The sequence below is a fragment of the Alsobacter sp. SYSU BS001988 genome (assembly GCF_054796215.1).
This window is the reverse complement of the sequence record NZ_JBTAMK010000003.1, coordinates 470,441-495,787: the sequence shown is the minus strand read 5'-3', so window position 1 is coordinate 495,787 and position 25,347 is coordinate 470,441. Positions and strand designations below refer to the sequence as shown.

Here is a 25,347-nt window from a genome sequence, read left to right as displayed (position 1 = left end):
GTGTGTGAAGCGCGCCACAGACGCACAGGCCAATTGCGGCGGAAGAGAGAAGAAGCGCCGATGCGCTTGAATGTTCCCGGCCGGATCAGCTATTCGCCGCCCCTGCCGCAGCGACCTTAACCGTCCCGTTGTGTGCCGCCGCACAGCAAGGAACCGGGGACCCGTTAACGTGATTGATACCGTCGAATGAGCACTCTCGACCCATCGAGTTCGCTCCCCCACAGCACCCCTCGGACCCTGATCATGTCGCTACGCGGACCTCTCTCCGTCGCCATTCTCGCCGCTGGGCTCGCCGCCTCGGGCCTGATCGGCGTGTCGTCGACGAAACCCGCCGCCGCTCAGGGCGAGCGCTCGTTCCTGATCCCGGCCAATGACGGTTATGGCGTCGCCGACTGCCTGGCGACCGGCGCGGCCTGCGGCAGCATCGTGGCCAACGCCTGGTGCGAGGCCCACGGGCTGGGCAAGGCCGCCCAGTTCGGGCCCGTCGACCCGGCGGACATGACCGCCTCGGTGCAGACCACGAGCCAGACCTCCGCCGCCAAGGCCTATTCGGTGACCTGCGCCGAGTGAGGCGCCCGGCCCGCGGAACGACGAAGGGGGCCTCGGCCCCCTTTTTGATTCACGGATCTGCGGTTCAGCCCTGCACCCAATCGGCGCATCTGGGCGCCTCCGTGCCGGGCCCCCAGGGCATGATCGGCACCGCCGAGGTCGAGTTCTGCGGCGAGCCCTCGATCAGGCGGTCCGTGTAGACGAGATAGACCAGCGTGTTGCGCTTGGCGTCGCAGCCGCGGACGATCTGCATCTTCTTGAAGATCAGCGAACGGGATTGCCGGAACACGACGCTGCCCTGCTCGAACTTCTCCTTGAAGACGACGGGGCCGACCTGCCGGCAGGCGAGCGAGGCCTCCGAGCGCTCCTCGGCCACGCCGAGCATGCCCTTGACGCCGCCCCGCTCGGGGATCGTGTAGAAGCACGCGACGCCGCCGACGCCCGGGTCGTCCAGCGCGTAGGTGGCGAGCTTGTCGTCGGGGGTCAGCATCTTCCAGACCGTGGACTTCTTGAAGACCAGGTCGGGCTCCTGCGCCTGCGCCGCGCCCGCGCCGACCGCCGCGGCCAGCGCCAGCGCCGCAGCCCACCGAGTCACGCTGTTCTTCATGCCGGGATCCTCCATCGGCCTGAATATGGGGCCTTGATCGCCCGGCGGTAGAGGCCGCGGCGGCGGCAGGCGCCCAATCCACACTTTCGGCGTCATTGACCTTCTAAAGTCGCTCGTCCAACCATCGTGACGCGATTCCGCTGGGTCGCCCGGCCCTGCTGGAGCAAGGACTGATGAAGCCAATCACTCGGATGGCGAGCCTCGCGGCCGGGCTCCTGGGCGTCCTCGCGATGGCCGGGTCCGCCGCCGCCCAGCAGACCTATTGCGACCGCCTGCGCGCCGACCTGGCGGCGCTCGACCGCAGCGCGGGCGCGGCCGGCCAGCGCCAGGCCATCGTCGAGCAGATCCAGCGCCAGCGCGGCGAGCTCAACCGCACCATCGCCTATGCGCGCTCCATCGGCTGCCAGCGCCAGCGCTTCCTGATCTTCGGGGACCCGCCGCCCCCGGAATGCCCCTCCGTGGAGGCCAAGATCAACAGCCTGGAGGCGGGCCTGGCGCAGCTCGACGCCCAGGCGCAGCGCGTCGGCGGCGGGTCGCTGGAGGCGCAGCGCGCGTCGCTCTCGGCCGCCTACGACGCGAATTGCCGGGGCGCGCAGCCGGGCGCCGCGGCGTCGCGCCAGCCCGGGCTGTTCGAGCGGCTGTTCGGCAGCCCGGTCGACGAGGTCCCCGCCATGCCGGAGGACGAGCCGCCGCAGGGGCCGCTCGACGGCGGCCAGCAGGCGGCGGTGAACTCCGGCAAGACCTTGTGCGTGCGCAAGTGCGACGGGTTCTATTTCCCGATCAGCCAGTTCGCGTCGCGGGGACGCTTCGAGACCGACGCCAGCCTGTGCCAGGCCTCCTGTCCCAACGCCGAGGTGGAGCTCTATGTGCAGCCCTCCGGCCGCGAGGCCGACGCGGCCGTGTCGCTGGCGGGATCGCCCTACACGGCGCTGCCGAACGCCTTCAAGTACCGCAAGAGCTTCGATCCCTCCTGCGCCTGCCGCAAGGACGGCCAGAGCTGGGTGGAGGCGCTGGCCAACGCCGAGAAGATCATCGGCTCGCGGGCCGGCGACGTGACCGTGACCGAGCAGCAGTCGCAGGACATGGCCCGGCCGAAGGAGCCCGCGCCGCCGCAGCTGCGGGGAGCGGCCGCGCCGAAGCCGGCCGCGGCCCCGCGGCCCTCCTCGGTGGCGGGAGCCCCGGGGGTCGACCCGTCGACGCTCAATCCCGGCGCGCCGGCCGGCCCGCCCGCGCCGCAGGCTCCGTCGCGCCGCGCCGCGCCGCCCGCCGCCGCGGGCCAGGGCGGGGCGCGCTCCGACGCCCTGCCGCCGCTCGGGCCGCCGATCACGCTGCCGCCCGCCGGCGTCCCGCGAGGGGTCCTGCAGAACTGACGGACGAGGGTCAGGCGGTCTGGCCGGCGAGGCGCGCCAGGGCGCGGGGGCGGCCGATCAGCGGGAGCAGGGCCTTCAGCTCGGGGCCGTGGTCCAGCCCGGTGAGGGCGAGGCGCAGCGGCATGAAGAGCGGCTTGCCCTTGCGGCCGGTCGCCTGCGCCACCGCTTTGGTCCATTCGCTCCAGGTCTGGTCCGTCCAGGGCTCCTGCGGCAGCAGCCGGGCGGCCGCGTCGGCGAAGCCCGCATCCTCGATGACGGGCGCGCAGGGACCCTCGACGACGCCCTTCCAGACCGCGACGTCCGCGAACACGGCGCAGTTGCCCCGCACGGCGAGCCAGAAGGCCTCGCCCCCCGTCACGCCGGCGGCCGTGAGGCGGTCCGCCACGTCGGCGTAGTCGAGGCCGTGCAGGACCTTGGCGTTGAGCGCCTCGAGTTCGGCCTCGTCGAAACGCGCCGGGGCCCGCGACAGGCGGGCGATGTCCACGAGCTTCGCCAGTTCGTCGAGGCTTCGCACCGGCCGGACGGCCTCGGCCGAGCCGACCAGCACCGCCAGGGCGGCGACGGCCAGCGGCTCCATGCCGCGCTCGCGCAGCGAACCGAGCGAGAGGTGGCCGAGCCGCTTCGACAGCCCCTCCCCGCTCGCCGTGGTGAGCAGGTTGTGGTGGCCGAACAGGGGCACGGCTCCGGGGCCGCCCAGCGCCTCGAAGATCTGGATCTGCACGCCCGTGTTGGTGACGTGGTCCTCGCCGCGGATGACATGGGTGACGCCGAGGTCGATGTCGTCCACCACCGAGGGCAGCGTGTAGAGATAGGCGCCGTCATGGCGCACGAGCACCGGATCGGAGAGCGACGCGCCCTCGACGTGCGCCTGGCCGCGCACGAGGTCGTCCCACGCCACCGAGCGGTGCTCCAGCAGGAAGCGCCAATGCGGGCGCCGACCCTGCGCCTCCAGGTCGCGCCTCTCCTCCTCGGTCAGCCGCAGCGCCGCGCGATCATAAATGGGCGGCAGCCCCCGCGCGGCCTGGCGCTTGCGGCGGCGGTCGAGCTCGTCCTCGGTCTCGTAGCAGGGATAGAGCCGCCCGGCGGCGCGCAGGCGGTCGGCCGCGGCGTCGTAGAGGGCGACGCGGTCCGACTGGCGGACCGTGAGGTCCGGGCGGACGCCAAGCCAGGCGAGATCGACCGCGATGGCGTCCGCGAACTCGGCCCGCGAGCGCTGAAGGTCGGTGTCGTCATAGCGCAGGATGAAACGGCCGCCATGGCGACGGGCGAAGAGCGCGTTCAGCAGCGCCGGCCTCGCATTGCCGATATGCAGGCGGCCGGTGGGCGACGGGGCGAAACGGACGACGGGCGCGGTCATGAGTGGCTTATGGCCGAGCCGCGCGGCCCACGCAACGACGCCGAGGGCGGATCGGCCCGTGCGCCTGACATGCGTTAATCGCCTTAACCGGACAGTAACGTTACCGGTTTACTCATCACAACATCGATTTCCGGGCGAGCGCCCCCTCCTGGCAAGGGTTTCACCCATGCGTTTTCTATCCCTGATCGCCCTCGTCGTTGCGGCTCCGACGCTCGCGCAGGCGGCGGACTACCTGCCGCCCGCCCCTCCCCTGCCCTATGCCGGCCCTGCGGCCGAGTTCAACTGGGGCGGCCTCTATGGCGGCATCCACGCCGGCGTGACGACGGCCGACTTCAAGACCAAGGAGCTCGGCAGGACGCTGGTGGACGACGCCTACTACGCCCACATCGCGCATGACCTGGCCTCGACTTTCGTGCGGCTCGGCCGCGACTTCTCCGACCAGCAGCCTCACCTGGGCGGGTTCGTCGGCTACAACATGATGTTCGAGGACGCCGTGTTCGGCCTCGAACTCGACTACACCCACATGAAGGACAAGCTGCTCGGGCAGACTTCCATGTCGGACGGCCGGCGGCAGGACCGCGGGACCTATTCGGACAACATCAGCTACACGGCCAGCGCTCGCGCCGAGATGGGCGACTACGCCATCCTCAAGGCGCGCGGCGGCTACGCGTTCGGGCGCTTCCTCCCCTTCGCGACGGTCGGCCTCGTGGTGGGACGCCAGCGGCTCGCCGCCGCCCTGAACAGCCAGTACACCGAATATCTGATCGACCCCGACACCGGGCGCCTGGGCGGGATCAATGTCGGCCCCACCCCGCGCAACTCCAGCATCGGCAAGACCGGCTACAATTACGGCGGCGCCATCGGGCTCGGCTTGGACGTCGCCGTGCTCGACAACGTGATGCTGCGGGCCGAGTACCAGTATATCGGCATGGCCTCCTACCAGGGCCTCAGCACGGCCGTCAGCTCCTTCCGGGTCGGCGCCGGCGTGAAGTACTGAGCTCGCCCGCCCCGGCGGACGCTTCGCCTCACACGAAAACGGCGCCCCGAAGGGCGCCGTTCTGGCGTTCAGGCCCGCGCCTCACTCGGCGGCTTCGACCATGGGCCGGCCGCGCGCGATGCGCTCGCGCTTGAGCTGCTCGGCCACCAGGAAGGCGAGTTCGAGCGCCTGCTCCGCGTTCAGCCGCGGATCGCAATAGGTGTGGTAGCGGTCGTGCAGGTCCGTGTCCGTGATGGCGCGGGCGCCGCCGGTGCACTCCGTCACGTTCTTGCCCGTCATCTCCAGGTGGATGCCGCCCGCATGCGTCCCCTCGGCTTGGTGGACGGCGAAGAAGTCGCGCACCTCGGCGAGGATCAGGTCGAACGGGCGGGTCTTGTAGCCCGTCGCGGCCTTCACGGTGTTGCCGTGCATGGGATCGCAGGACCACACGACGGTGCGGCCCTCGCGCTGGACGGCGCGCACCAGCGCCGGCAGGTGGTCGCCCACCTTCTCGGCCCCGAAGCGGCAGATCAGCGTCAGTCGGCCGGCCTCGTCCTGCGGGTTCAGGACGTCGATGAGCTTGACGAGTTCGTCGGGCTTCAGCGACGGGCCGCATTTCAGGCCGATCGGGTTGCGGACGCCGCGGCAATACTCGACATGGGCGTGGTCGAGCTGGCGGGTGCGGTCGCCGATCCACAGCATGTGGCCGGAGGTGGCGTACCAGTCGCCCGTGGTGGAGTCGACCCGGGTCATCGCCTGCTCGTAGCCGAGCAGCAGCGCCTCGTGCGAGGTGTAGAAATCCGTGATGCGCATCTCCGGATGCGCCTCCGGATCGAGCCCGATGGCGCGCATGAAGTCGAGCGTCTCGGTGATGCGCTCCGACAGCTCCTGGTAGCGGCCGGACTGAGGGCTGTCCTTGACGAAGCCCAGCATCCAGCGATGGGCGTTCTCCAGATTGGCGTAGCCGCCCGTCGCGAAGGCGCGGATCAGGTTCAGCGTCGCGGCCGACTGCCGGTAGGCCTCGGTCTGGCGGCGCGGATCGGGAAGGCGCGCCTCGGGAGTGAACTCGATGCCGTTGATGATGTCGCCCCGGTAGGACGGCAGCTCCACGCCGCCGACGGTCTCGGTCCCGGCCGAGCGCGGCTTGGCGAACTGGCCGGCGATGCGGCCGACCTTCACCACGGGCGACGAGCCCGCGAAGGTCAGCACCACCGCCATCTGCAGGAACAGGCGGAAGAAATCGCGGATGTTGTCGGCGGAGTGCTCGCCGAAGGACTCGGCGCAGTCGCCGCCCTGCAGCAGGAACGACTCGCCCGCGGCGACCTTGCCCAACGCCCGTTTGAGCTTGCGCGCCTCGCCCGCAAAAACCAGCGGCGGAAAACCAGCGAGCTGCGCCTCGACGGACTTCAGTTCGTCCCCGTTCGGATAGACGGGCGCCTGCTGGATGGGCTTGTCTCTCCAGCTCGACGGGGTCCAACGCTCGCTCATCACCCTCTCCTCCATCATCCACGGCCCTGGCGGGTCTCCGCGGAGGGTGTTCTTCTTCGGGAAGCCGGGCTTATACAGAATGCTTCCGCGACACGCCACCCACAGGGCCGCGCCGTGACTTAAAATGGGACAGGCTTGTAGCGCGCTCGCCTCAGCTCCGCCGCGCAAGCCGGATGCGCAAGCAACGGTTTGGCTTCATACTGCGTTGAGACGGCGCCGAAATCGCGATGCGTACCAGCGTAGGGGGCCCGAATGGCCGATCTTCATCGTCGAGCAGTCCTGACCGGAGCAGCGTCCGCCGCCATGGCCCTGGCGGCCGGTTCGGCGCGCGCGGGGCAACCCTTCTGGCTGCCCTCCTCCCCCGAACCCGCGCCCTACGGCTATGGGGCCGGCACGGGCGGCCTCTATCCCGAGCCGATGCAGCCCAGCATGCGCGGCCGGCGTCCGCCGGCCACGGGCGGCGGCCTTTACGGCCCGGTGGCGGGCGAGCCCTTCCCGGTGCCGGGCCTGAAGCCCTCGATCGTGCCGGAGGCTTTCCACCGCACGGTGGTGGCCTATGACAGCGGCGAGGCGCCCGGGACCATCCTGGTCGATCCGCGCAGCCACTATCTCTATTTCATCAACGGAGACGGGTCGGCCATCCGCTACGGCGTGGGCGTGGGCCGCAGCGGCTTCGGCTGGTCCGGCGTCGCCAATGTGCGCACCAAGCAGGCCTGGCCGGACTGGTATCCGCCCAAGGAGATGCTGGAGCGCCAGCCCGACCTCGCCGCTAAGATGCAGGACCTGCAGAGCGGCATCGGCATGCCGGGCGGCCCCGGCAATCCGCTCGGCGCGCGGGCGCTCTATCTCTGGCAGGGCAACAAGGACACGCTCTACAGGATCCACGGGACGGTGGAGCCCTGGACCATCGGCAAGAGCGTCTCGTCCGGCTGCATCCGCATGATCAACCAGGACGTCATCGACCTCTACGACCGCGTCCCGGTCGGGGCCAAGGTGATCGTGGCGGGCTCGGCCACGCCGACCGCCAAGGTGCGCCGCCGCCGCCGCGACGACGACATCGACGACGCCGCGCTGTGAGGCTGGCGCCTCACCGGCCCAGATAGGTGGTCTGCAGCGACGTCGCGATCTGCGAGAACACGGCCGCCAGCGCGGCGGATTCCACCGCGTCGAAATAGTGGTCCGAGCCCGAGGCGCAGTTCTGCAGCAGCGTCTTGGCCGCGGCGTCGTCCACCATCAGGGCGATGCTGTAGATCTCGATGCCCTTCTTGGCGATGTTGGCGCACAGCTTGGCGGTGGTGTCGTCGGCTTCGTTGCGGCTCGACCCGGTGTGCCACTGCTTGCTGCTGTCGAGCGACTTGGTGTTGTTGCCGTCGGTCATGAACACCATGACCTTGCGGGGAAGCTTGTTGACGGGGTCATAGGCGCCGCCTTCGTTGAACGGGGCGTCGGGCGACAGCACGTTCAGGCCCCAGACCAGGCCGGACGGCAGATAGGTCTCGCCCTTGGGGGTCATGGCGTTGATGGTCGCCTTCACGGCGGCGTAGTTCTTGGTGAGCGGGATCAGGGCCGTGGTGCAGGGAGCCGTGCTGGCGCTGGGGTTCTTGATGCGCACGCCCGGATAGGGGATCAGCGGCTGGTCGTCCGTCAGCCGCAGCGGGGTCGGCGTGCGCGAGCCGACGCAGCCCAGCCAGCGGTACCAATCCGTCCCGCTGGAGGCCGGCGTGCACTGGCGCACGCTGGTCGACGAATACTCGTAGTCGCATTTCGTCGACGAGCAGGAGTAAGGGACGCCGTCATTGTAGCAGGTGCTGATCGTCTTCACGCAGTTGTAGGTGCGGGTGACCGGGTAGTAGTCGGTGCACCTCTCGGGTGTGGACCAGCCGGCGCTGTAGTCGGTGGTGCCGGAGAGCCAGAGCTGGGACCGGTTGGAGAGGCCCACATTGACGTAGTCGGCGAAGGGAACGACGCCGATCTTCACGTCCGCCTTGGGGTCGGAGGTCAGCGTGTCCACCATGGCGTTGGCGGCGGCCTTCAGCGTCGTCATCTTGTTGGACATCGACATCGAGTTCGTCGTGTCGAGCACGAGGACCAGTTCGACGCTGCCGGTGACCGCCCGGTAGGCCTGCGCGGTGGCCCCGATGATCGTGAAGTCGTTGCCGAAGCGCGCCATGAAGACGTTCTTGACCGAGGTCGTGGCCGTCACCGTCACGGACCGGCCGTCGGGGGACAGGGACGCCTTGACCTGGAGCGGGTTGGCGAAGGCGTAGCCGGACTTCGTCTCCGCCGCGAGGATCTGCTCGGCGGATCCCTGCATCATGTCGGCGGTGTAGCGCGGGTTGCTGAGCGCCAGGGCGGTCGAGTCGGTGATCGCCTGCAGGGCCGCCTGGGAGGCGTTGCTGCGGCTGTAGTCGACGGCAGACCCCAGCGCCGCCACGAGCGGGATCAGCAGGACTGCGAACAGGACCGCGGCCATCCCGCTGTCATTGCGGCTGAACTGCAAGGGGGAACGCACGTGAGCCACTCCTGGGTTTCTCAACCCTAGATTGCACTCACATCCATCGCGTTTTTGTTAATGTGCGGAACGAATCCGCCGGACTTTCGAAAGCATCCGGTCACCATTCCGCCCGCCCCAGGACCGAAGCGGCGGTCAGGTGAAGCCGCCGCCCTCCCAGGGGGTGCGCATGGTCACGAGCTCCTCGGCCGCCGTGGGGTGGACGGCCAGCGTCATGTCGAAGTCGCGCTTGGTCGCGCCCATGCGCACCGCGATGGCCAGACACTGGATCATCTCGCCGGCGCCCTCGCCGAAGATGTGCACGCCCAGCACCCGGTCGGTGGCCTTCTCCACCACGATCTTCATCAGGGTGCGGTCGACCGAGCCCGACAGCGTCGCCTTCATGGGCCGGAAATTGGTCTTGTAGACGGTCACCTCGCAGCGGCTGCGGGCCTGCCCCTCCGTGAGGCCGACGGAGCCGATCTCCGGCGTGGTGAAGACGGCGGAGGGCACGAGCGAATGGTCGACCTCGGTGGGCCTGCCGCCATAGACCGTATCGGCGAAGGCGTGCCCCTCCCGGATGGCGACGGGGGTCAGGTTCACCCGGTTGGTGACGTCGCCCACCGCAAAGACGGACGCCGCCGTGCTGCGCGAGGCGCGGTCCACCCTGATCGCCCCCGCGGCGTCCACCTCCACGCCCGCGTCGGCCAGCCCGAGGCCCGCGGTGTTGGGGATCCGGCCCGTGGCGTAGACGACGCGCTCGCAGGCGATCGCGGCGCCGGTGGTGAGGTTGACGGAGATGTTGCCGGCGCGCCCGTCGATGCTGGCGATCTCCGCCCCGGCCACGATCCGGACGCCCCCATAGGGCAGATGCGCCGTGAGGGCGTTGCGCATGTCCTCGTCGAAGCCGCGCAGCACCTTGTCGGCGCGCAGCACCAGCGTGACCTCCGACCCGAGCCGGGCCAGGAGGCTGGCGAATTCGACCGCGATATAGCCGCCGCCGGCGATCACGACGGATTTCGGCAGGCTCTCCCACTCGAAGATGTCGTTGGACGTCTCCACCAGCCCGCAGCCCTTGATGGCCTCCGGCACGAAGGGATGCGCGCCCACGGCGACCAGGATGCGCTCGGCGGTGACGCGCGAGCCGTCGGCGAGGCGCACCGCGTTCGGGCCCTCCAGGACGGCGCGGCCCGGGACCAGCGTGGCGCCCGAGCGCTCCAGATTGGCGCGGTAGGCGCCCTCCAGGCGGACGATCTCCTTGTCCTTGGCGGCCTTGAGCGCGGCGAAGTCGAAATGCGGCTCGGGGAGCGACCAGCCGAAGCCGGCGGCCTCCTCGAACTCGGCCGCGAAACGGCTGGCGTAGACATAGAGCTTCTTGGGAACGCAGCCCCGGATGACGCAGGTGCCGCCGACGCGGTGCTCCTCCGCAACCATGACCCTGGCGCCGTAGCCGGCCGCGATCCTGGCGGCCCGAACGCCGCCGGACCCTGCGCCGATCACGAAAAGATCCACGTCGTAGCCGGACATCGGGTTCTCCCGGCGGCGGCGGCGGCGCGCCGTCCCGCTCACGTTTCGAGGGCGCGCCGGCGCTTTGGCCGGCGCGCGCTAAAGGCGGCGCGCAAGCGTCAGAGATCGACGCCCTTCTTCTTCATCTCGGCGCGGACCCGGCCGATCATGAACTCCGACAGCCGCTGGCTCCAGGCCTGCATCTGGCCGAACAGCTCGTCCATGACGGGCGGCTGGGCGGCGACGTATTTCTGGCCCGAGGCGGACTTGTAGAAGGCGGCCACGTCCTTCAGCTCCGGCTCGCTGAGACGGGAGGCGAAGATGCGCGCCGCGGCGTTGAGGATGTCCTCGCGCTGGCCCTCGAATTCCGGCTTCAGCCGTCCGAGGACCTCGGTGAGGTCCTTGCCGATCTCCGGGCGCGTGGTGAGCAGGTTGGACTTCATCTGCTCCATGAATTGCGGGACCATCGACTCGAAGGAACGCGACAGGCCGGAGGCGACCACCACCTCGCGGGCGACCGCCAGATGGGTCGCGGTGGGCTGCGCCGCCTGCTGGGCGACGGCCGGGGCGCCGGCGAGGGCCAGCGCGAGGCCGGCGGCGGCCAGCATGGTCTTCAAGGGGCGGCTCCTGGACGTGGGAAGGATGGCGGACACGCTGCGTCTCCTGTCTGTGATTCGCGCGGGGCGCGACGAAGGGTGATGAGGGATCACGGCGTCAGCCGAGGTCGCCGATGACGTCGACCCCCTGCGCGGTCGCCAGGATGGCGGCGTCCGCGAGGCCGATGAAGAGGCCGTGCTCCACCAGGCCTGGCACGCCGTCCAGCCGGGCCGCCAGAGCGTCCGGGTCGGGGATGCGGCCGAGGGCGGCGTCGAGCACGAGATGGCCGCTGTCCGTCCGCACGGCCGCGCCGTCCGGGCGGCGGCGCAGGGCGAGACCGCCCGAGCAGCCCGTCGCGGCGAAGACCTTCTCGATGGCGACGCGCGTGGCGCCGAGGCCGAACTCCACGACCTCGAGCGGCAGGGGGAAGCGCCCCAGCGTCGCAACGAGCTTGCTGTCGTCGGCGATGACGATCATCCGCCGCGAGGCGTTGGCGACGATCTTCTCGCGCAGATGCGCGGCGCCGCCGCCCTTGATGAGGCGCAGTTGACCGTCGACCTCGTCCGCGCCGTCGACGGTGAGGTCGAGCTCGGGCGTCTCGTCGAGGGTGGTCAGCGGCACGCCGAGCGACGCCGCCTGCGCGCGGGTGGCCTCGGAGGTCGGCACGCAGACGACCTTAAGGCCGCCGCGGACGCGCTCGCCCAGAAGGTCGACGAAGTGCCTGGCGGTGGAGCCGGTGCCGAGCCCCAGCCGCATGCCGGGCTCGACCAGCGCCACGGCCCTGGCCGCCGCCTCCCGCTTGAGATCCTCGACGCTCACGGCCGAGCCGCTGTGGCGGCGCGGGCCGGAAGGGCGAAGGACGCCCGCGCCCGGCCGGGGCGCCTGAGGACGAGGCGTCGCCGCTCGGGCGCCGCGCGATGGTCGATCATGCCGATGTCCGCTCTGAATGGCGCGAGCGCGTGTTCGACGCTCGTGACGAGGATGCGCCGCCCCTCCGGGAAAGGGCCGGCCGATGTCCCCTAGCACGCCAGCGGTGCGCCAGAAAAGAAGCGAGATCAAGGCTCGGCGAGCGGCGGACCCCGCGCGGGCCCCGCGGATCAGGGCTTGCGGACGGCTCCGGTCGTCTCGCCGCCCGCGCCGGTGCGGGCCGAGGCGTCGGCCACCGCGCCCTTTTCGGACGGGGTGCAGACCACGCGCTCGTCGAAGACGTAGCAGACGCTCATCGCGCCGGTGCGGGTGTCGACCCGGAACACGCCGCCCTCGCGCTCGTGGCGGGACGAGACGAGGCTGTACTCGGACGGCTCCTGCTTGCCGGCGCCGTCGCCGGCGGGGAAGCACAGCGTCACCCCGAAGGTGCCTTCCTTCTGCCCGTACTGGCAGGCGCCGACCTCGCCGGTGACGCGGTCGATCCGGTAGATCCGGTTCAGATCGGTCTGCGGGGCGGGAATGAACTCGAATTGGCCGGCCATGGCCGGGGCCACGCCGGACGCGAGCGCCACCAGGGAAATCATGAGCCGCTTCATCGTCGCAAGGTCTCCAGAACCGTCGTCCCGCCGGCGGTCGCGCCGGTCGATTCGGCCCGCGCTGCGCGCTGCGGCCCCCGCGGCGACTCTGGGTCGCTATGGTTAATGAATGGTAACCGCCACTTAGCCCGGCGCGTTGACGCCGCCGCGACGATCCGGCACACAGCCAGCATGGCGAGACAACCGCTCACAGACCGCGCCACCGTGGTCTTCGACCTCGACGGGACGCTGGCCGACACGGCCGCCGACCTGATCGAGACCATGAACGTGCTGATGCGGCGCGAAGGCGTCGAGCCGGTGCCGATCGATCGGGCGCGCGACGTGGTCGGCGCGGGCGCGCGGGCGATGATCCAGCGCGGCTTCGCGCTGGGCGGCCAGGCGCTGGCGCCGGAGCGGCTGGACAGGCTGTTCGTCGACTTCCTCGACCACTACGCGCAGAACCTCGCGGTGAAGACGCGGCTGTTCCCGGGCGTGGTGGAGGCGCTCGACGCCCTGCAGGCCCATGGCCACCGGCTGGCGGTGTGCACCAACAAGGTCGAGAGCCACTCGGTCGCGCTGCTGGAGGCGCTGGGCGTGGCGGACCGGTTCGCGGCGATCTGCGGCCGCGACACCTTCGCCTACGCGAAGCCCGACCCGCGGCACCTGACGCTCACCATCGAGCGGGCCGGAGGCGACCCGCGGCGCGGCCTGATGGTGGGCGACTCGCGCACCGACATCGACACCGCCAGGGCGGCGGGCCTGCCGGCCGTGGCGGTGACGTTCGGCTACACGGACACGCCGGTCTCGGCCCTGGGGCCGGACCTGATCATCGACCATTTCGATGCGCTGCTCGACGCCGTGCGGGCGCTCGACCCGGATCTCGCGAGCGCGGTGGCCTGAGGCCCCCGCGCCGCGCGCCGGCGTTCAGTGCGCAGGGTGGGCGTCCCCCGGCTTGCCGGCGGCCGGCTCGCCAGGCTTGGCCCCGATCGACTGGACCTTGAACTCCACCGGGACCGGCCCGGCCTTCTCGAAGGTCAGCACGCCCTTGACGCTGTCGCCCGCCTTGAGGGCGTCCTTCAGGTCCATGAACATCACGTGATAGCCGCCCGGCTTGAGTTCGAGCGCCCCGCCCGGAGGAATGGGCAGGCCCGCCGGGACCGGGCGCATGGTCATGACGCCGTCGACGTTCGACATCTCGTGGATCGTGACGCGGCCGGCGACGTCGGACGTGACCGACAGCAGGCGGTCCGGCGCGGTCCCGGCGTTTCGCACGGACAGGTAGCCGCCTCCGACGGAAGCGCCGGGCGGCGTGGCGCGGGCCCAGGGGTGGTTGATGACGAGGTCGCCGGCCTTGTAGTCGTGCGCCGAGGCGGGCGCGGCCAGAGAGGCCGCCGACAGCAGCGCGGCGGCGAGCAAAGTGCGGGTGATCATGGCGTAACGCTCCGGGGCCATGGGCCCCATTATCCGAATCTCGTGAAAGGGTTCAGGCGAGGCGTTCGGACGCGGGTGGAGCGCGCTGCGCCGCGGGCGCGGCGGGCGGAGGGCCGGAGGGGGCGAACCCGGCGTCGGCCAGCGACGGACCGCCGCGGGCGGTCTCGTGGTCCGGGCCAGGGACCCGCCCCTCGGCGGGAGCCAGGAGGACGCCGGCCGCATGGCATGCGGCGACGAGGCAGCACTCGTCATGTCCGGAGGCGGGATGATGGGCGGGGCCGGCGGGCGCAGGGGCGTCCGCGCCGCCATGCTCAGGCAGGCACAGGACCGGGACGGCCGAGCCGGGGTGAGACGCCGCGTGCTGGGCCCAGGCGCCCGCGAGCGACTGCAGCGCAAGCGCATAGGCGAGCAGCACGGCCCCGATCAGCCTGAACCCGCTCCTCTGGCGCACCTTCGGCCCTCCGCCGGCCGCCGCCCGGCTCAGGGCGGCGCTACCGTGGAGCGTGGCCTAGCACGGCTCCGGCGCCGGGCCAATTGAGCTGCGACAAACTCGCGTCAAAGAGGGGCGGCCTTGGACGCGCCGCGCTGCTTCTTCTTCGAGCCGAAGCTCTTCATCATCTTGGAGATGCCGTGCTGGTTGCGCACGGTGGGGTTCGACTTGTCGATCGGCTCGGTGCGCATGGTGCTCTCGCCGCTGATCGACGAACCGGCCGGAGCCCGGCCCGACTGGGCCGAGGCCGGCGAGGCAAGGACGGCGGCGCCCACGAGGGCGCAGGAAACGACGACGGCGCGTGTGCTGGTGCGGAACATGGCGTCCTCCCGTGTAGGGTCGCAAACTCAACCCGATGGGGGAGCCGATCGTTCCTGAAAAGGCTGGAGGAGGCGGCGTTGGCGGCCGCCGAAATGGTGGGCGCGACAGGGATTGAACCTGTGACCCCTCCCGTGTGAAGGGAGTGCTCTCCCGCTGAGCTACGCGCCCGTCCGGCGGCGGCGCTGGGCCGCTCTCTCGAACGTGGTCGGCCTTCTAGGCAGGCGCGCCGCGCAAGTCAAGCGCGCGGCGCCGGGCCCGCTCCCCGTCGCGCCCACTCGGCCGGCTCGGCCAGACCGCGGGCTCAAGCTAACCGGCCGGCGTAATACGCCATGGCTACGCTCCAGCCGGCCTCAAAGCGGCCACATCGCCGCCATTGTGTGTTCTACTCGTCACGTCTGTGCGAAATGCAACAATCTGTGATGAAACCAAGTGCGAGGGTGTTGAATTCCTTAGGAACAGCCGCGTAACGCTCAAGCCGCGCGGCCCCGCCGCCCTGTGTCAAAACCGAGACCGAAATCGAGGCAACCCTCATGCGCCGTTGGACTCTTGCGCTGTGCAGCGCCGCGGCAGGCCTGCTCCTGTCGGGCGCCGCCCACGCCTACCAGATCGACCCCCTCACGCGTCAGCCGCTCGTCGAGGCCTACCCGGAATCGGCCAAGCCGCAGGCGACGGCCGTTCCGCGCGAGATCGTGAGCTATGACGGGCGCTTCGCCCCCGGCACGATCGTGATCTCCACGTCCGAGCGGCGCATGTACTACGTGCTGGGCGACGGCAAGGCCGTCCGCTACGGCGTCGGCGTCGGCCGCCCGGGCTTCGAATGGTCGGGCGTCAAGACCGTCACCATGAAGCGCGAGTGGCCGGATTGGCGTCCGCCGTCCGAGATGCTGCGCCGCCGCCCCGACCTGCCCCGCTACATGCCGGGCGGCCCGGACAACCCGCTGGGCGCCCGCGCCATGTATCTGGGGACCTCGCTCTACCGCATCCACGGCTCGAACGAGCCGGAGACGATCGGCCAGGCCGTGTCCTCGGGCTGCATCCGCATGGTCAACGAGGACGTGATCGATCTCTACGAGCGCGTGAAGGTCGGCGCCAAGGTGGTCGTGCAGCACTGAACCCTTCGGGTTTTGGCGAAGAGGCCGGCCGTCGCGCCGGCCTTTTTCGTGCGCGCTCCTCGGTCAGCGGCGGCGGACGGGATCGCGGCTCAGGCCTTTCTGGGCGAGTTCGGCGAGGTAGGCGGCCCATTTCTCGTCATGCCGGTCACCGAGTTCGCGCAGATAGGTCCAGCTGAAGAGGCCCGTCTGGTGCATGTCGTCGAAGACGAGCCGCACCGCGTAGTTCCCCACGGGCTCAACCCCGATGATCTCGACGGCGCTCTTGCCCGGCACGGTCTTGCGCTCGCTGGCGGCGTGGCCCTGCACCTCGGCGCTGGGGCTCTGGGTGCGCAGATACTCCGCCGTGAGGTCGAACGCGGCCCCGTCGTCGAAGGCCACGTGCAGCGTCCGCTTGTCCTTGGACAGCCGGATCTCGGTCGGCCACACTGTCGACATGGCGTGATCCTCATCTGATCGGCACATCGGGGCGCAGGCGCCTGACATCCCTTGCCAGCGTCCCTATATCGGGCAAGATGCCGCCCGTCACGCGGGCCGCCGCGCACCGAAATCGAGAAACATGCCCGAATCCATCCGAGTCCCCTCGCCCGCGCAGCCTCTCGTCGATCCCTTCGGGCGCTCGATCACCTATCTGCGCGTCTCCGTGACGGACCGGTGCGACTTCCGCTGCGTCTACTGCATGTCGGAGGACATGACCTTTCTGCCCAAGAAGGACCTGCTGACGCTGGAGGAGCTCGACCGGCTGTGCAGCGCCTTCGTGCGCCAGGGCGTGCGCAAGCTGCGCATCACAGGCGGCGAGCCGCTGGTGCGCCGGGACATCATGACCCTGTTCGCCAACCTCTCGCGCCACCTGCAGTCGGGCGTGCTGGAGGAGCTGACGCTGACCACGAACGGATCCCAGCTCGCCCGCTACGCGGCCGACTTGGCGGCCTGCGGGGTGAAGCGCATCAACGTGTCGCTGGACACGCTGGACCCGGACAAGTTCAAGGCCATCACCCGGCGGGGCGACCTGGGGGTGGTGCTGAAGGGCGTCGAGGCCGCCCAGAAGGCCGGCATCGCCGTGAAGGTGAACGCCGTGGCGCTGAAGGGCGTCAACGAGGACGAGGTCGAGCGGATGATCGACTGGGCCCATGCGGGCGGCATGGACATGACCTTCATCGAGGTGATGCCCATGGGCGACATCGAGCCGGACCGCTTCGACCAGTACTGGCCGCTGAAGCAGCTGCGCGCCCGGCTGATGGAGACCTACACGCTGGAGGACATCCCCTACCGCACCGGAGGGCCGGCGCGCTATGTGCGCGTCAAGGAGACCGGCGGGCGCATCGGGTTCATCACGCCGCTCACGCACAATTTCTGCGAGAGCTGCAACCGCGTGCGCGTGACCTGCACGGGCACGCTCTACATGTGCCTCGGCCAGGAGGACGCGGCCGACCTGCGCGCGCCCCTACGGGCCTCGGAAAGCGACGAGCCGCTCGACGCGGCGATCGCCGCCGCGATCGCGCGCAAGCCCAAGGGGCACGACTTCATCATCGACCGCGAGACCTCCCGCCCGGCGGTGGGGCGGCACATGAGCGTGACGGGCGGCTGAGGCCGCCGCCGCGCCTCACGACGACCAGTTGTGCTTGAAGTCCGGGTAGAGCGTCAGGCCGCCGTCAATGAACAGCGACTGTCCGGTGATGTAGCGCGCCTCGTCCGAGGCCAGGAAGGCGTAGGCCGGGGCCATGTCCTCCGGGTCGGCGGCGAACCCCATCGGGATGTGGCTCTCCACCGCGCGGCGCTTCTGCGGATCGTCGCGCCAGGAGTCGTTCATGGCCGTGACGGTGGCGCCGGGGCCGATGGCGTTCACCCGGACGCCCTTGTCGGCGAACTCCAGCGCCAGAGTGCGGGTGAGATGGCCGAGGCCGGCCTTCGACATGGCGTAGGCGGCGTAGCCGGGCTTGGGAATGACCTCGTGCACGCTCGACGTGTTGAGGATGACGCCGCCGCCGGGCCGCCCGAGGAAGTGCCGGATGGCGATGCGCGACGCCATCGCGGGTCCCTCCAGGTTGACGGCGATGATGCGGCCGATGTCTTCCGCCGTCATGGTGTCGCCTGGCGTCTCGCTCTGGACGCCGGCGTTGTTGACCAGGATGTCGACGCGGCCCCAGGCGGAGACCAGCGCGGCGAACATCGCCTCCAGATCCTGCTCCTTGGACACGTCGCCCACCTCGATGCGGTGGGCCGCCTGCGGCAGGCCCGCCTGCGCGGTGGCGGCGTTCAGCGCCTCCAGGGTCTCCCGCGCCGCGTCCGGATCGTTGCGATGATTGATCGCGACCACGGCGCCTTCCTGGGCGAAGCGGATCGCGACCGCCTTGCCGATGCCGCGCGAGCCTCCGGTGACGAGGGCATGCCGGCCGGCGAGCCGTTGGGGGAACTGGGGCACTGGCGTCTCCTGGGCGCGGCGGGATCGGACGAGGCGCGGGACGGACCCGCGTTCAAGCAGAGCGCAAACGGGTGACCAGAAGGTCGAGTTCCGATCCGAACGCGCTCGACTGCTGGGCGAGCAGCATCGAGCGCCGGCGCATCTCCCCGCCCGACTTCTCCAGCGCGTCCATGGCGTCGCGCACGCTGTGGGCGGCGTCGCCCACGGTGGCGGCTATGCGGGCCGCGTCCTGCGCCCCGGTCGCGATGGCGTTGGTGGCGGCGCTCTGCTCCTCCACGGCCGAGGCGATGACGGAGGCGATGTCCGACACCTGGTCGATGGAGCCCACCATGGTGGCGATCTGGTTCACGGAGGCCTGCGTGGCGGCCTGGATGGCGTGGATCTGGTTGGCGATGTCGTCGGTGGCGCGGCTCGTCTGCGCCGCCAGGGACTTCACCTCCGAGGCGACCACCGCAAAGCCCCTGCCGGTTTCGCCCGCGCGCGCCGCCTCGATGGTGGCGTTGAGGGCGAGGAGGTTGGTCTGGGCCGCGATCTCCGAGATCAGGCCGACCACCGACCCCACCCTTTCGACGGCGCCGGCGAGTTCGCGCATGGTGCGGGCCATCTCGGCCACGTCCATGGAGGCCTGCTGGGTGATGTTGAGGCTTTTCTGGACCTGTTCGCCGATGTCGGCGATCGAGCGCGACAGCGTCTCGGTGGCGTCGGCGGTGGCGGTCACCCGGTCGGCGCTGTCGCGCGAGGCGCGGTCGGCCCTGTCGACCTCGGTGCGGGCCCGATCGGAGGCGTTGAGCGTCTCGGCCGCGGTGGTCTCGACGGCTTCGGCGGCCTGCGTCAGCGCGGTCGAGACGCCGCCCGCCGAGGTGGTGAAGCCGGTGAGGGCCTCGTCCACCCGCGCGCGCCGCTCCTCCAGGCCGTGCTTCAGGTCCGCCTGCTCCACCGCCATGGCGTTGAGCGCGTCGACGGCCACATAGCGGATGACGGCCGCGCATTCGTCCGCGACGCGCCGGCCGGAGAATCTGTGCCTGCGGCCGATCAGGTCGAACAGGTGGGCGCTGAGCGTGACGGCGGTAGCCAGCCGGATGCGCGGCCCATAGCCGTCGCGCATCTCGCGCCCGATGGTCTCGCGCAGGCGCTCCACATAGGCGTCGTCCATCCGCCCGTCGAACATGCGGGCGTAATAGTCGGACTGGAAGCCCACATAGGCCTCCGCATGCCGCTGGGCGAATTCGCTGAAGCCGGGAAGCGCGTTCCAGCTCTCGTAATAGCCGCGCAGGACCCTCTCGACGTCGCGCGCCACGAGCGGCTGCAGTCCGCGCACGATGGCGGCGGTCCGGTCGTCGATGGCGAACGCCTTCTGACGCGAACGAAGATCGTCGAGGAACGACATCGAGCCCTGCTGAACTTTTCAGTGGCAGGGATGCTAGGGCGCCAGACTTAACGAGCACCTAAGCAGGTCTGACGCCGTCGGTTGAAAAATGTCATACCCGATCCGGTGGTCGGCGGCCGGCGCGACCTCCCATGACGCGACCTTTTCTCCGGGCGGACATGCGCCCGGACGGCGCCCAAGCGCATCGGGATGGGATAGGGTCCCGTCCCCGCCCGCGCTTGCCCCCGAGACCGATGTCCAGCTTCGTCCAGAACCGCCGCGGCGTCCTCGCCATGCTCGCCGCCATGGCGGTCTTCACCACCAGCGACGCCCTGATGAAGCTGGTCCGCACCGCCCTGCCGCCCGGAGAGGTGGTGTTCGTGCGCGGGGTCTTCGCCGTCCTGTGCAGCGTCGCCCTGCTGGTGGGGATGGGCCATGTGCGCGACACGCGCCGCGTGCTGGCCGGACCGGCGGTCCTGCGCGCCGGCGTCGAGGCGATCGTGGCGCTGTGCTTCGTGACGGCGCTCGGCCATATGGCCCTGGCCGACCTGACGGCCATCGGCCAGTCCTCCCCCATCCTGATCGCGGTGTTCTGCGCCGTGACCGGGCTGGAGCCGATGGGCTGGCGCCGGTGGGCGGCGGTGCTGACGGGTTTCGCCGGCGTGCTGCTGGTGGTCAGGCCCACGGGCGAGAGCTTCGACGTCTACACGCTGGTCGCGCTGCTCTCCGCCGTCTTCGTCGCTGTGCGCGACCTCGTGACGCGGAGGATCCATTCCTCCGTGCCGACCGCGGCGGTGCTGGCGGCGACGTCGACCGCCGTGTGCGCCGCGGGCGCGGTCCTGGGGCTGTCGGAAGATTGGATCGCGCCGACGCCCGCCCAATGGGCCGGGCTCGCCGGCGCGGGACTGGCGGTGGCGCTGGGTCATCTGTGCGTCATCACCGCCTTCCGGGGCGTCGACGTCACGGTCGTGTCCCCGTTTCGCTACAGCGTGATCGTCTGGGCGATCCTGGCCGGGGCGGCCGTGTTCGGCGAGATTCCGGACGCCACGACGCTGGCGGGCGCGACGCTGGTGGTGGGCAGCGGCGTCTACACGGTCCATCGCGAGCGCATCCGGGCGCGCGACGCCGCGCGGGAGCTCGGGACGGCGGACGCCTGAGGCGAGCTTTCGCAGTCCGCGCGCTAGCCCAGTTTTCGCCATGATGTTATAGCGGTCAGGCTTGACGACGCTCCCCCATCGTGAAGAAGAGGGCTCGTCTGGCGAGAAACGTCCGAAGGGCGGTTTCGAGGAGGGGTGCAGGTGTCAGGTTTGCTCGGACTGAGCCGTCTGATCGACGGAATGAATACGCGCATCGGACGGTGGGTCAGCTGGCTGATCGTCGTGGCCGTCGTGGTCTCCACCAGCAACGCCATCATCCGCAAGCTCTTCGACATGTCGTCGAACGCGTGGCTCGAGTTGCAATGGGTGCTGTTCGGGATCGTCTTCCTGATGTGCTCCCCCTGGACGCTCCTGAGCAACGAGCACATCCGAATCGACATCGTGAACAGCATGCTGCCCAAGCGCGGCCGCGACTGGATCGACGTGATCGGCCATGCGCTGTTCCTGCTGCCGCTCACGATCGTGATGCTGATCACCTCCGTGCCCTTCGCGCTGCGCAGCCTGAACATCAACGAGCAGAGCGCCAATGCGGGCGGGCTGCCGCAATGGCCCTCCAAGATGCTGCTGCCGATCGCCTTCTTCCTGCTGTTCCTGCAGGGCGTGTCGGAACTCATCAAGCGGGTGGCCATCATGCGGGGCCAGCTCGCCGACACGGCGTCGGGCGGCGGCCATCATGCGGCGGCGGAGGCCGAGGCGGAGCGCCTGCTGGCGGCCGCGGGGCTGGAGCCGCCCAAGCCCGTCCACTGACGACACTCCCAGGCGGGCCGGCTGGGCCGACCGCCCCCGCGCCCAGCGCATCGCCTCTCCGGGATCTCTCCCCATGACCGCATTCCTGATCGAGAACATGGCGCCGATCATGTTCGGCGCTCTCGTGCTCTTCCTCCTGCTGGGCTACCCGGTGGCGTTCGCCCTGGCCGCCAACGGCCTGTTCTTCGCGCTGCTCGGCATCGAGTTGGGGCTGTTCCGCCCGGACTTCCTGCAGGCGCTGCCGGAACGCGTCTACGGGGTGATGAACAACGACACCCTGCTGGCCATTCCATTCTTCACCTTCATGGGCCTGATCCTCGAACGATCAGGCATGGCCGAGGACCTGCTGGACACCATCGGCCAGCTCTTCGGCCCGGTGCGCGGCGGCCTCGCCTATGCGGTGGTCTTCGTGGGCGCCCTCCTGGCCGCGACCACCGGCGTGGTGGCGGCGTCGGTGATCTCGATGGGCCTCATCTCCCTGCCCATCATGCTGCGCTACGGCTATGACCGCAGGCTGGCCTCCGGCGTCATCGCGGCCTCCGGCACGCTGGCGCAGATCATCCCGCCCTCGCTCGTGCTCATCGTGATGGCCGACCAGCTCGGCCGCTCGGTCGGCGACATGTATGAGGGCGCGTTCATCCCCGGCATCGTGCTGGCGGCCCTCTATGCGCTCTACGTCTTCCTGGTCGGCGTGTTCAACCCGAAGGCGGCTCCCGGCCTGCCGCCCGAAGCGCAGACCCTGCAGGACGCCGACGGACAGACCCGCCGCCTCTCGGTGCTGGTGGTGACGGTGCTGTCCGGGGTGATCGGCTACCTGACGATCAGCAACTTCACCAAGGTGGGCGCTGGCGCCGACTTCGTCGTCCTCACCATGACGGTGGCGGTGGCGGTGTCCTTCGTCATCGCGGTCCTCAACAAGATCTCCGGCCTCGGGCTGCTGTCGCGCATGGCGGAGCAGACCGTCTTCGTGATGGTGCCGCCGCTCGGCCTCATCTTCCTGGTGCTGGGCACGATCTTCATCGGTCTCGCCACCCCGACGGAAGGCGGCGCGATGGGGGCGGCCGGCGCGATGCTGCTGGCCATCGCCAAGCGCCGGCTGAGCTGGGAGCTCGTCCGTCAGGCCACCGAGTCCACCGCCAAGCTGTCGGCCTTCGTGGTGTTCATCCTGGTCGGCGCGCGCGTGTTCTCGCTCACCTTCTTCGGCGTCAGCGGCCATGTCTGGGTGGAGCACCTGCTGACCTCGCTGCCGGGCGGCCAGGTCGGCTTCCTGATCTTCGTGAACCTGCTGATCTTCATCCTGGCGTTCTTCCTCGACTTCTTCGAGCTCGCCTTCATCGCCGTGCCGCTGATCGGGCCCGTCGCCGACAAGCTCGGCATCGACCTGATCTGGTTCGGCGTGATGCTGGGCGTGAACATGCAGACCTCGTTCATGCACCCGCCCTTCGGCTTCGCGCTGTTCTATCTGCGCTCCGTGGCGCCCCGGGAGGCCTACAAGGACCGGGTCACCGGCGCGACGATGGAGCCGGTCACGACCGGGCAGATCTACTGGGGCGCGGTGCCCTTCGTGGTGATCCAGCTCATCATGGTGGCCCTGGTGCTGCTCTTCCCCAGCATGGTCATGCACTACAAGAACAGCGGGCCCGTGGTGGACCAGAAGAAGGCCATGGAGCAGTTGGACAACCTCACGCCCAAGATGGACGACGCGCCGCCGACGCTGGACTTCGGGACGCCGCCGAAGATCCAGTAGCCGGCGGAAGGTTTTCAGCACGCGAAAAGGCCGGGGTCACTCCCGGCCTTTTTCGCGCGCCCGTGACGACTGTGACGCCTATAGCCCGCTCAAGGGGGCCAGCGTCACCGCCTTCGGGTCCTGGGCGTGGCCGGGCAGTTCGCCCGTCGCCTCGATGGTCTCCAGCGCGCGGCGGATGAGGCGCAGCCCCATGGGGGCCAGTTCGCGCTTCCACAGAGAGCCCGCGTCGTCGTCGGGGTAGACGAAGCACCATTCCTGCTCGCCCACGAGGCCGTCGTCCCAGCCGTCGGCCAGATGGTAGATCGAGCCGCCCGCGATGGGATCGCGCGCCTTGATGGTCCACTCCACCGCCGCGATGCCGCGGTGGCGCGGCAGCAGCGACGGATGGTAGCCGAACGCCTCCTTGGCCCTCGCCCGCGCGTCGGCGTCGATGAAGGCGTGGCAATGCGCCGCGATCATGGCGTCGAACCGGCCGCCGGGCAGCAAGTCCGCGCCGATCCTCCTGGGATTGTCGAGCAGCCTGTGGGGCGCTCCCTTCTCGACCGCCAGCTTGCCGAGCTGGTCCTCGCCGTTCGTCCCGATCACGAAGACCTCGTCGCCGCGGTCGAGCAGGATGTCCAGCACGCGGGCGGCGAACCACCGGGATCCGATCAGGGCGACTCTCATGCGGCTCAATCCCATGCTGGTGGACGTCGCCTCCTTCATAGCGCGGCGAGCCGGGACGTGAACCCCCGTTCGCTGCAGCGCAGCATGAACCGGCGCGAGGCGCCCAACGAAAAAGCCCCGGGACTGGCCCGGGGCTTCCTGCGATCGATGAGGCCGGCGTCCGCTCAGCCGCGGGCGCGCGCCCGGATCATGAAGTTGTCGTAGGTGAACTCGGCGACCTGGAACCAGAGATATTCCTCGTTCCGGTAGGCGATCATCGCGTTGATCGCCTTCTTGAAGTCCTCGTTCTTGGCGCTGATCTCGGCGTAGAGCTCGTTGGACGCCTTGAGGCAGGCCTCCATCACCTCCTGCGGGAAGGGACGCAGCTGCACGCCGGCGCCGACGAGGCGCTTCAGGGCGCCCGGGTTCTGCATGTCGTAGCGCGCCTGCATCCAGGTGTTCGCGGCCGTGCAGGCGTTGAGCAGGATGGCCTGGTAGTGCTTCGGCAGCGCGTTGAACTTCTCCTGGTTGAAGAAGGCGTGGACGGTCGGGCCGCCCTCCCACCAGCCGGGATAGTAGTAGTAGGGCGCGACCTTGTTGAAGCCGAGCTTCTCGTCGTCATAGGGGCCGACCCACTCGGCCGCGTCGATGGTGCCCTTCTCGAGCGCCGGGTAGATGTCGCCGCCGCCGATCTGCTGCGGAACCGTGCCGAGCTTCTGCAGCACCTGGCCGGCGATGCCGCCGATGCGCATCTTGAGGCCGCTCAGGTCCGCGGAGGTCTTGATCTCCTTGCGGAACCAGCCGCCCATCTGGGTGCCGGTGTTGCCGCAGGGCGCGCCGACGACGTTGTACTTCTTGTAGAACTCGTTGAAGAGCTCGTTGCCGCCGGCCTGGAACAGCCAGGAGTTCTGCTGGCGGGCGTTGAGGCCGAACGGGACCGACGCCGCGATCGCGAAGGTCGGGTCCTTGCCGACATAGTAGTAGGAGACGGTGTGGCAGGCCTCGACGGTGCCGTTCTGCGTGGCGTCGAGCGCCTGCAGGGCGGGCACGATCTCGCCGGCGGAGAACACCTGGATCTGGAACTTGCCGTCCGTCATCTCGGACACCTGCTTCGCCATGTATTCGGCGCCGCCATAAATCGTGTCGAGGGACTTGGGGAAGCTGGAGGTGAGGCGCCACTTCACCTCGGGGCTGGACTGGGCGATGGCGGGGGCGGCCACCGCGCTGGCCGCAAGGCCCACGCCAGCGGTCTGGATAAACTGACGACGCTTCATTCTGAGTTCCCTCCGATGGCCTCGCGAAGAGGCCAGAAACCGATGTCGTTTTTTGATGACCGCGGCCGCGCTCGGGAAAGCTGGACGCAGGGCGCCGAATGTGGACCATCGCATCCGGCGGGGCAATCGCACCGCCGGGGATCGAACCACGCCTAGCGTGGCGCAGCTATGCGACGGGCGCGGATCGATGGCAAG

At 69.9% G+C, this 25,347-nt stretch carries 26 protein-coding genes and 1 tRNA gene; 10 read left to right on the top strand and 17 right to left on the bottom strand.

Annotation, left to right across the window (positions count from 1 at the left end):
- Positions 1-243: 243 nt before the first annotated feature.
- Complete coding sequence (locus ACYVO7_RS09405) at positions 244-570, top strand: hypothetical protein (RefSeq protein ID WP_460449557.1); 327 nt, start codon at positions 244-246, stop codon at positions 568-570.
- A gap of 64 nt (positions 571-634) precedes the next feature.
- Here ACYVO7_RS09405 and ACYVO7_RS09400 read toward each other — a convergent pair whose 3' ends face one another.
- Positions 635-1,156, bottom strand: coding sequence for a CreA family protein (locus ACYVO7_RS09400; RefSeq protein WP_460449556.1), 522 nt, complete (start codon positions 1,154-1,156; stop codon positions 635-637).
- A 173-nt stretch (positions 1,157-1,329) separates the two neighbouring features.
- Between ACYVO7_RS09400 and ACYVO7_RS09395 the strand changes: the two genes are divergently transcribed.
- Complete coding sequence (locus ACYVO7_RS09395; protein WP_460449555.1) at positions 1,330-2,526, top strand: DUF2865 domain-containing protein; 1,197 nt, start codon at positions 1,330-1,332, stop codon at positions 2,524-2,526.
- A gap of 10 nt (positions 2,527-2,536) precedes the next feature.
- Here ACYVO7_RS09395 and ACYVO7_RS09390 read toward each other — a convergent pair whose 3' ends face one another.
- Positions 2,537-3,883: a glutamate--tRNA ligase gene (locus tag ACYVO7_RS09390; protein WP_460449554.1), complete on the bottom strand. Its 1,347-nt coding sequence runs from the start codon at positions 3,881-3,883 to the stop codon at positions 2,537-2,539.
- A 166-nt stretch (positions 3,884-4,049) separates the two neighbouring features.
- On the opposite strand from ACYVO7_RS09390, the gene ACYVO7_RS09385 reads away from it, so the two are divergent.
- A complete protein-coding gene (locus tag ACYVO7_RS09385) occupies positions 4,050-4,880 on the top strand; it encodes an outer membrane protein (protein ID WP_460449553.1) in 831 nt (276 codons plus the stop codon).
- 81 nt (positions 4,881-4,961) lie between these two features.
- Here the strand turns inward: ACYVO7_RS09385 and ACYVO7_RS09380 are convergent, their stop codons facing one another.
- Complete coding sequence (locus ACYVO7_RS09380; RefSeq protein WP_460449552.1) at positions 4,962-6,347, bottom strand: class II 3-deoxy-7-phosphoheptulonate synthase; 1,386 nt, start codon at positions 6,345-6,347, stop codon at positions 4,962-4,964.
- A gap of 252 nt (positions 6,348-6,599) precedes the next feature.
- On the opposite strand from ACYVO7_RS09380, the gene ACYVO7_RS09375 reads away from it, so the two are divergent.
- Positions 6,600-7,424, top strand: coding sequence for a L,D-transpeptidase (locus tag ACYVO7_RS09375; RefSeq protein WP_460449551.1), 825 nt, complete (start codon positions 6,600-6,602; stop codon positions 7,422-7,424).
- A gap of 10 nt (positions 7,425-7,434) precedes the next feature.
- Here ACYVO7_RS09375 and ACYVO7_RS09370 read toward each other — a convergent pair whose 3' ends face one another.
- The 5 genes from ACYVO7_RS09370 to ACYVO7_RS09350 all read right to left on the bottom strand — a co-directional run bounded on the left by ACYVO7_RS09370 (position 7,435) and on the right by ACYVO7_RS09350 (position 12,464).
- Positions 7,435-8,859, bottom strand: a complete 1,425-nt coding sequence (locus ACYVO7_RS09370) for a vWA domain-containing protein (RefSeq protein ID WP_460449550.1) — start codon at positions 8,857-8,859, stop codon at positions 7,435-7,437.
- Between the two features lie 135 nt (positions 8,860-8,994).
- Positions 8,995-10,365 carry a glutathione-disulfide reductase gene (gene gorA / locus ACYVO7_RS09365; RefSeq protein WP_460449549.1) on the bottom strand — a complete coding sequence of 457 codons (1,371 nt, stop codon included), beginning with the start codon at positions 10,363-10,365 and terminating at the stop codon, positions 8,995-8,997.
- Between the two features lie 98 nt (positions 10,366-10,463).
- Complete coding sequence (locus ACYVO7_RS09360) at positions 10,464-10,997, bottom strand: DUF2059 domain-containing protein (protein ID WP_460449548.1); 534 nt, start codon at positions 10,995-10,997, stop codon at positions 10,464-10,466.
- Between the two features lie 61 nt (positions 10,998-11,058).
- The gene (gene rpiA, locus ACYVO7_RS09355) at positions 11,059-11,760 is read right to left on the bottom strand and encodes a ribose-5-phosphate isomerase RpiA (protein ID WP_460449547.1); all 702 of its coding nucleotides are present in this window, start codon (positions 11,758-11,760) and stop codon (positions 11,059-11,061) included.
- Between the two features lie 278 nt (positions 11,761-12,038).
- On the bottom strand, positions 12,039-12,464 hold the full coding sequence (locus ACYVO7_RS09350) for a hypothetical protein (protein WP_406856962.1): 426 nt from the start codon (positions 12,462-12,464) through the stop codon (positions 12,039-12,041).
- A gap of 171 nt (positions 12,465-12,635) precedes the next feature.
- Between ACYVO7_RS09350 and gph the strand changes: the two genes are divergently transcribed.
- Positions 12,636-13,343 (top strand): phosphoglycolate phosphatase, encoded by a 708-nt coding sequence (gene gph / locus ACYVO7_RS09345; RefSeq protein WP_460449546.1) that lies wholly within the window; start codon positions 12,636-12,638, stop codon positions 13,341-13,343.
- Between the two features lie 24 nt (positions 13,344-13,367).
- On the opposite strand, the gene ACYVO7_RS09340 is transcribed toward gph, so the two are convergent.
- From ACYVO7_RS09340 to ACYVO7_RS09325, 4 genes are all read right to left on the bottom strand, one after another.
- Positions 13,368-13,895: a copper chaperone PCu(A)C gene (locus ACYVO7_RS09340; protein ID WP_460449545.1), complete on the bottom strand. Its 528-nt coding sequence runs from the start codon at positions 13,893-13,895 to the stop codon at positions 13,368-13,370.
- A gap of 31 nt (positions 13,896-13,926) precedes the next feature.
- Entirely contained in the window at positions 13,927-14,325 is a 399-nt protein-coding gene (locus tag ACYVO7_RS09335) for a hypothetical protein (RefSeq protein WP_460449544.1), read from the bottom strand.
- Positions 14,326-14,429: 104 nt separating this feature from the next.
- Positions 14,430-14,684 (bottom strand): hypothetical protein, encoded by a 255-nt coding sequence (locus tag ACYVO7_RS09330; protein WP_460449543.1) that lies wholly within the window; start codon positions 14,682-14,684, stop codon positions 14,430-14,432.
- Positions 14,685-14,778: 94 nt separating this feature from the next.
- A tRNA-Val gene (locus tag ACYVO7_RS09325) sits at positions 14,779-14,853 on the bottom strand.
- Positions 14,854-15,215: 362 nt separating this feature from the next.
- Here ACYVO7_RS09325 and ACYVO7_RS09320 point away from each other — a divergent pair.
- Complete coding sequence (locus ACYVO7_RS09320; RefSeq protein WP_460449542.1) at positions 15,216-15,797, top strand: L,D-transpeptidase; 582 nt, start codon at positions 15,216-15,218, stop codon at positions 15,795-15,797.
- A gap of 63 nt (positions 15,798-15,860) precedes the next feature.
- Here the strand turns inward: ACYVO7_RS09320 and ACYVO7_RS09315 are convergent, their stop codons facing one another.
- Positions 15,861-16,232: a gamma-butyrobetaine hydroxylase family protein gene (locus ACYVO7_RS09315; RefSeq protein WP_460449541.1), complete on the bottom strand. Its 372-nt coding sequence runs from the start codon at positions 16,230-16,232 to the stop codon at positions 15,861-15,863.
- A 121-nt stretch (positions 16,233-16,353) separates the two neighbouring features.
- Between ACYVO7_RS09315 and moaA the strand changes: the two genes are divergently transcribed.
- Entirely contained in the window at positions 16,354-17,382 is a 1,029-nt protein-coding gene (moaA, locus tag ACYVO7_RS09310; protein WP_460449540.1) for a GTP 3',8-cyclase MoaA, read from the top strand.
- Between the two features lie 15 nt (positions 17,383-17,397).
- Here moaA and ACYVO7_RS09305 read toward each other — a convergent pair whose 3' ends face one another.
- On the bottom strand, positions 17,398-18,216 hold the full coding sequence (locus ACYVO7_RS09305) for a glucose 1-dehydrogenase (protein WP_460449539.1): 819 nt from the start codon (positions 18,214-18,216) through the stop codon (positions 17,398-17,400).
- 52 nt (positions 18,217-18,268) lie between these two features.
- On the bottom strand, positions 18,269-19,603 hold the full coding sequence (locus ACYVO7_RS09300; RefSeq protein WP_460449538.1) for a methyl-accepting chemotaxis protein: 1,335 nt from the start codon (positions 19,601-19,603) through the stop codon (positions 18,269-18,271).
- A 233-nt stretch (positions 19,604-19,836) separates the two neighbouring features.
- Between ACYVO7_RS09300 and ACYVO7_RS09295 the strand changes: the two genes are divergently transcribed.
- The 3 genes from ACYVO7_RS09295 to ACYVO7_RS09285 all read left to right on the top strand — a co-directional run bounded on the left by ACYVO7_RS09295 (position 19,837) and on the right by ACYVO7_RS09285 (position 23,233).
- On the top strand, positions 19,837-20,739 hold the full coding sequence (locus tag ACYVO7_RS09295; RefSeq protein WP_460449537.1) for a DMT family transporter: 903 nt from the start codon (positions 19,837-19,839) through the stop codon (positions 20,737-20,739).
- Positions 20,740-20,880: 141 nt separating this feature from the next.
- Positions 20,881-21,486 carry a TRAP transporter small permease subunit gene (locus tag ACYVO7_RS09290; protein ID WP_460449536.1) on the top strand — a complete coding sequence of 202 codons (606 nt, stop codon included), beginning with the start codon at positions 20,881-20,883 and terminating at the stop codon, positions 21,484-21,486.
- 73 nt (positions 21,487-21,559) lie between these two features.
- Positions 21,560-23,233 carry a TRAP transporter large permease gene (locus ACYVO7_RS09285; protein ID WP_460449535.1) on the top strand — a complete coding sequence of 558 codons (1,674 nt, stop codon included), beginning with the start codon at positions 21,560-21,562 and terminating at the stop codon, positions 23,231-23,233.
- Positions 23,234-23,311: 78 nt separating this feature from the next.
- Here ACYVO7_RS09285 and ACYVO7_RS09280 read toward each other — a convergent pair whose 3' ends face one another.
- Both ACYVO7_RS09280 and ACYVO7_RS09275 read right to left on the bottom strand, forming a co-directional pair.
- Complete coding sequence (locus ACYVO7_RS09280) at positions 23,312-23,899, bottom strand: formyltransferase family protein (protein ID WP_460449534.1); 588 nt, start codon at positions 23,897-23,899, stop codon at positions 23,312-23,314.
- A gap of 164 nt (positions 23,900-24,063) precedes the next feature.
- Positions 24,064-25,152, bottom strand: coding sequence for a TRAP transporter substrate-binding protein (locus ACYVO7_RS09275; protein ID WP_460449533.1), 1,089 nt, complete (start codon positions 25,150-25,152; stop codon positions 24,064-24,066).
- Positions 25,153-25,347: the final 195 nt, after the last annotated feature.

Bases quoted from the DNA above. Each gene is read 5' to 3' on its own strand.
- moaA (WP_460449540.1), top strand. From the start codon at position 16,354: ATGCCCGAATCCATCCGAGTCCCCTCGCCCGCGCAGCCTCTCGTCGAT.
- ACYVO7_RS09315 (WP_460449541.1), bottom strand. From the start codon at position 16,232: ATGTCGACAGTGTGGCCGACCGAGATCCGGCTGTCCAAGGACAAGCGG.
- ACYVO7_RS09320 (WP_460449542.1), top strand. From the start codon at position 15,216: ATGCGCCGTTGGACTCTTGCGCTGTGCAGCGCCGCGGCAGGCCTGCTC.
- ACYVO7_RS09385 (WP_460449553.1), top strand. From the start codon at position 4,050: ATGCGTTTTCTATCCCTGATCGCCCTCGTCGTTGCGGCTCCGACGCTC.
- ACYVO7_RS09380 (WP_460449552.1), bottom strand. From the start codon at position 6,347: ATGAGCGAGCGTTGGACCCCGTCGAGCTGGAGAGACAAGCCCATCCAG.
- ACYVO7_RS09350 (WP_406856962.1), bottom strand. From the start codon at position 12,464: ATGAAGCGGCTCATGATTTCCCTGGTGGCGCTCGCGTCCGGCGTGGCC.
- ACYVO7_RS09340 (WP_460449545.1), bottom strand. From the start codon at position 13,895: ATGGCCCCGGAGCGTTACGCCATGATCACCCGCACTTTGCTCGCCGCC.
- ACYVO7_RS09300 (WP_460449538.1), bottom strand. From the start codon at position 19,603: ATGTCGTTCCTCGACGATCTTCGTTCGCGTCAGAAGGCGTTCGCCATC.
- ACYVO7_RS09285 (WP_460449535.1), top strand. From the start codon at position 21,560: ATGACCGCATTCCTGATCGAGAACATGGCGCCGATCATGTTCGGCGCT.
- ACYVO7_RS09330 (WP_460449543.1), bottom strand. From the start codon at position 14,684: ATGTTCCGCACCAGCACACGCGCCGTCGTCGTTTCCTGCGCCCTCGTG.
- ACYVO7_RS09375 (WP_460449551.1), top strand. From the start codon at position 6,600: ATGGCCGATCTTCATCGTCGAGCAGTCCTGACCGGAGCAGCGTCCGCC.
- ACYVO7_RS09390 (WP_460449554.1), bottom strand. From the start codon at position 3,883: ATGACCGCGCCCGTCGTCCGTTTCGCCCCGTCGCCCACCGGCCGCCTG.
- gorA (WP_460449549.1), bottom strand. From the start codon at position 10,365: ATGTCCGGCTACGACGTGGATCTTTTCGTGATCGGCGCAGGGTCCGGC.
- gph (WP_460449546.1), top strand. From the start codon at position 12,636: ATGGCGAGACAACCGCTCACAGACCGCGCCACCGTGGTCTTCGACCTC.
- ACYVO7_RS09295 (WP_460449537.1), top strand. From the start codon at position 19,837: ATGTCCAGCTTCGTCCAGAACCGCCGCGGCGTCCTCGCCATGCTCGCC.
- ACYVO7_RS09395 (WP_460449555.1), top strand. From the start codon at position 1,330: ATGAAGCCAATCACTCGGATGGCGAGCCTCGCGGCCGGGCTCCTGGGC.
- ACYVO7_RS09280 (WP_460449534.1), bottom strand. From the start codon at position 23,899: ATGAGAGTCGCCCTGATCGGATCCCGGTGGTTCGCCGCCCGCGTGCTG.
- ACYVO7_RS09275 (WP_460449533.1), bottom strand. From the start codon at position 25,152: ATGAAGCGTCGTCAGTTTATCCAGACCGCTGGCGTGGGCCTTGCGGCC.
- ACYVO7_RS09405 (WP_460449557.1), top strand. From the start codon at position 244: ATGTCGCTACGCGGACCTCTCTCCGTCGCCATTCTCGCCGCTGGGCTC.
- ACYVO7_RS09400 (WP_460449556.1), bottom strand. From the start codon at position 1,156: ATGAAGAACAGCGTGACTCGGTGGGCTGCGGCGCTGGCGCTGGCCGCG.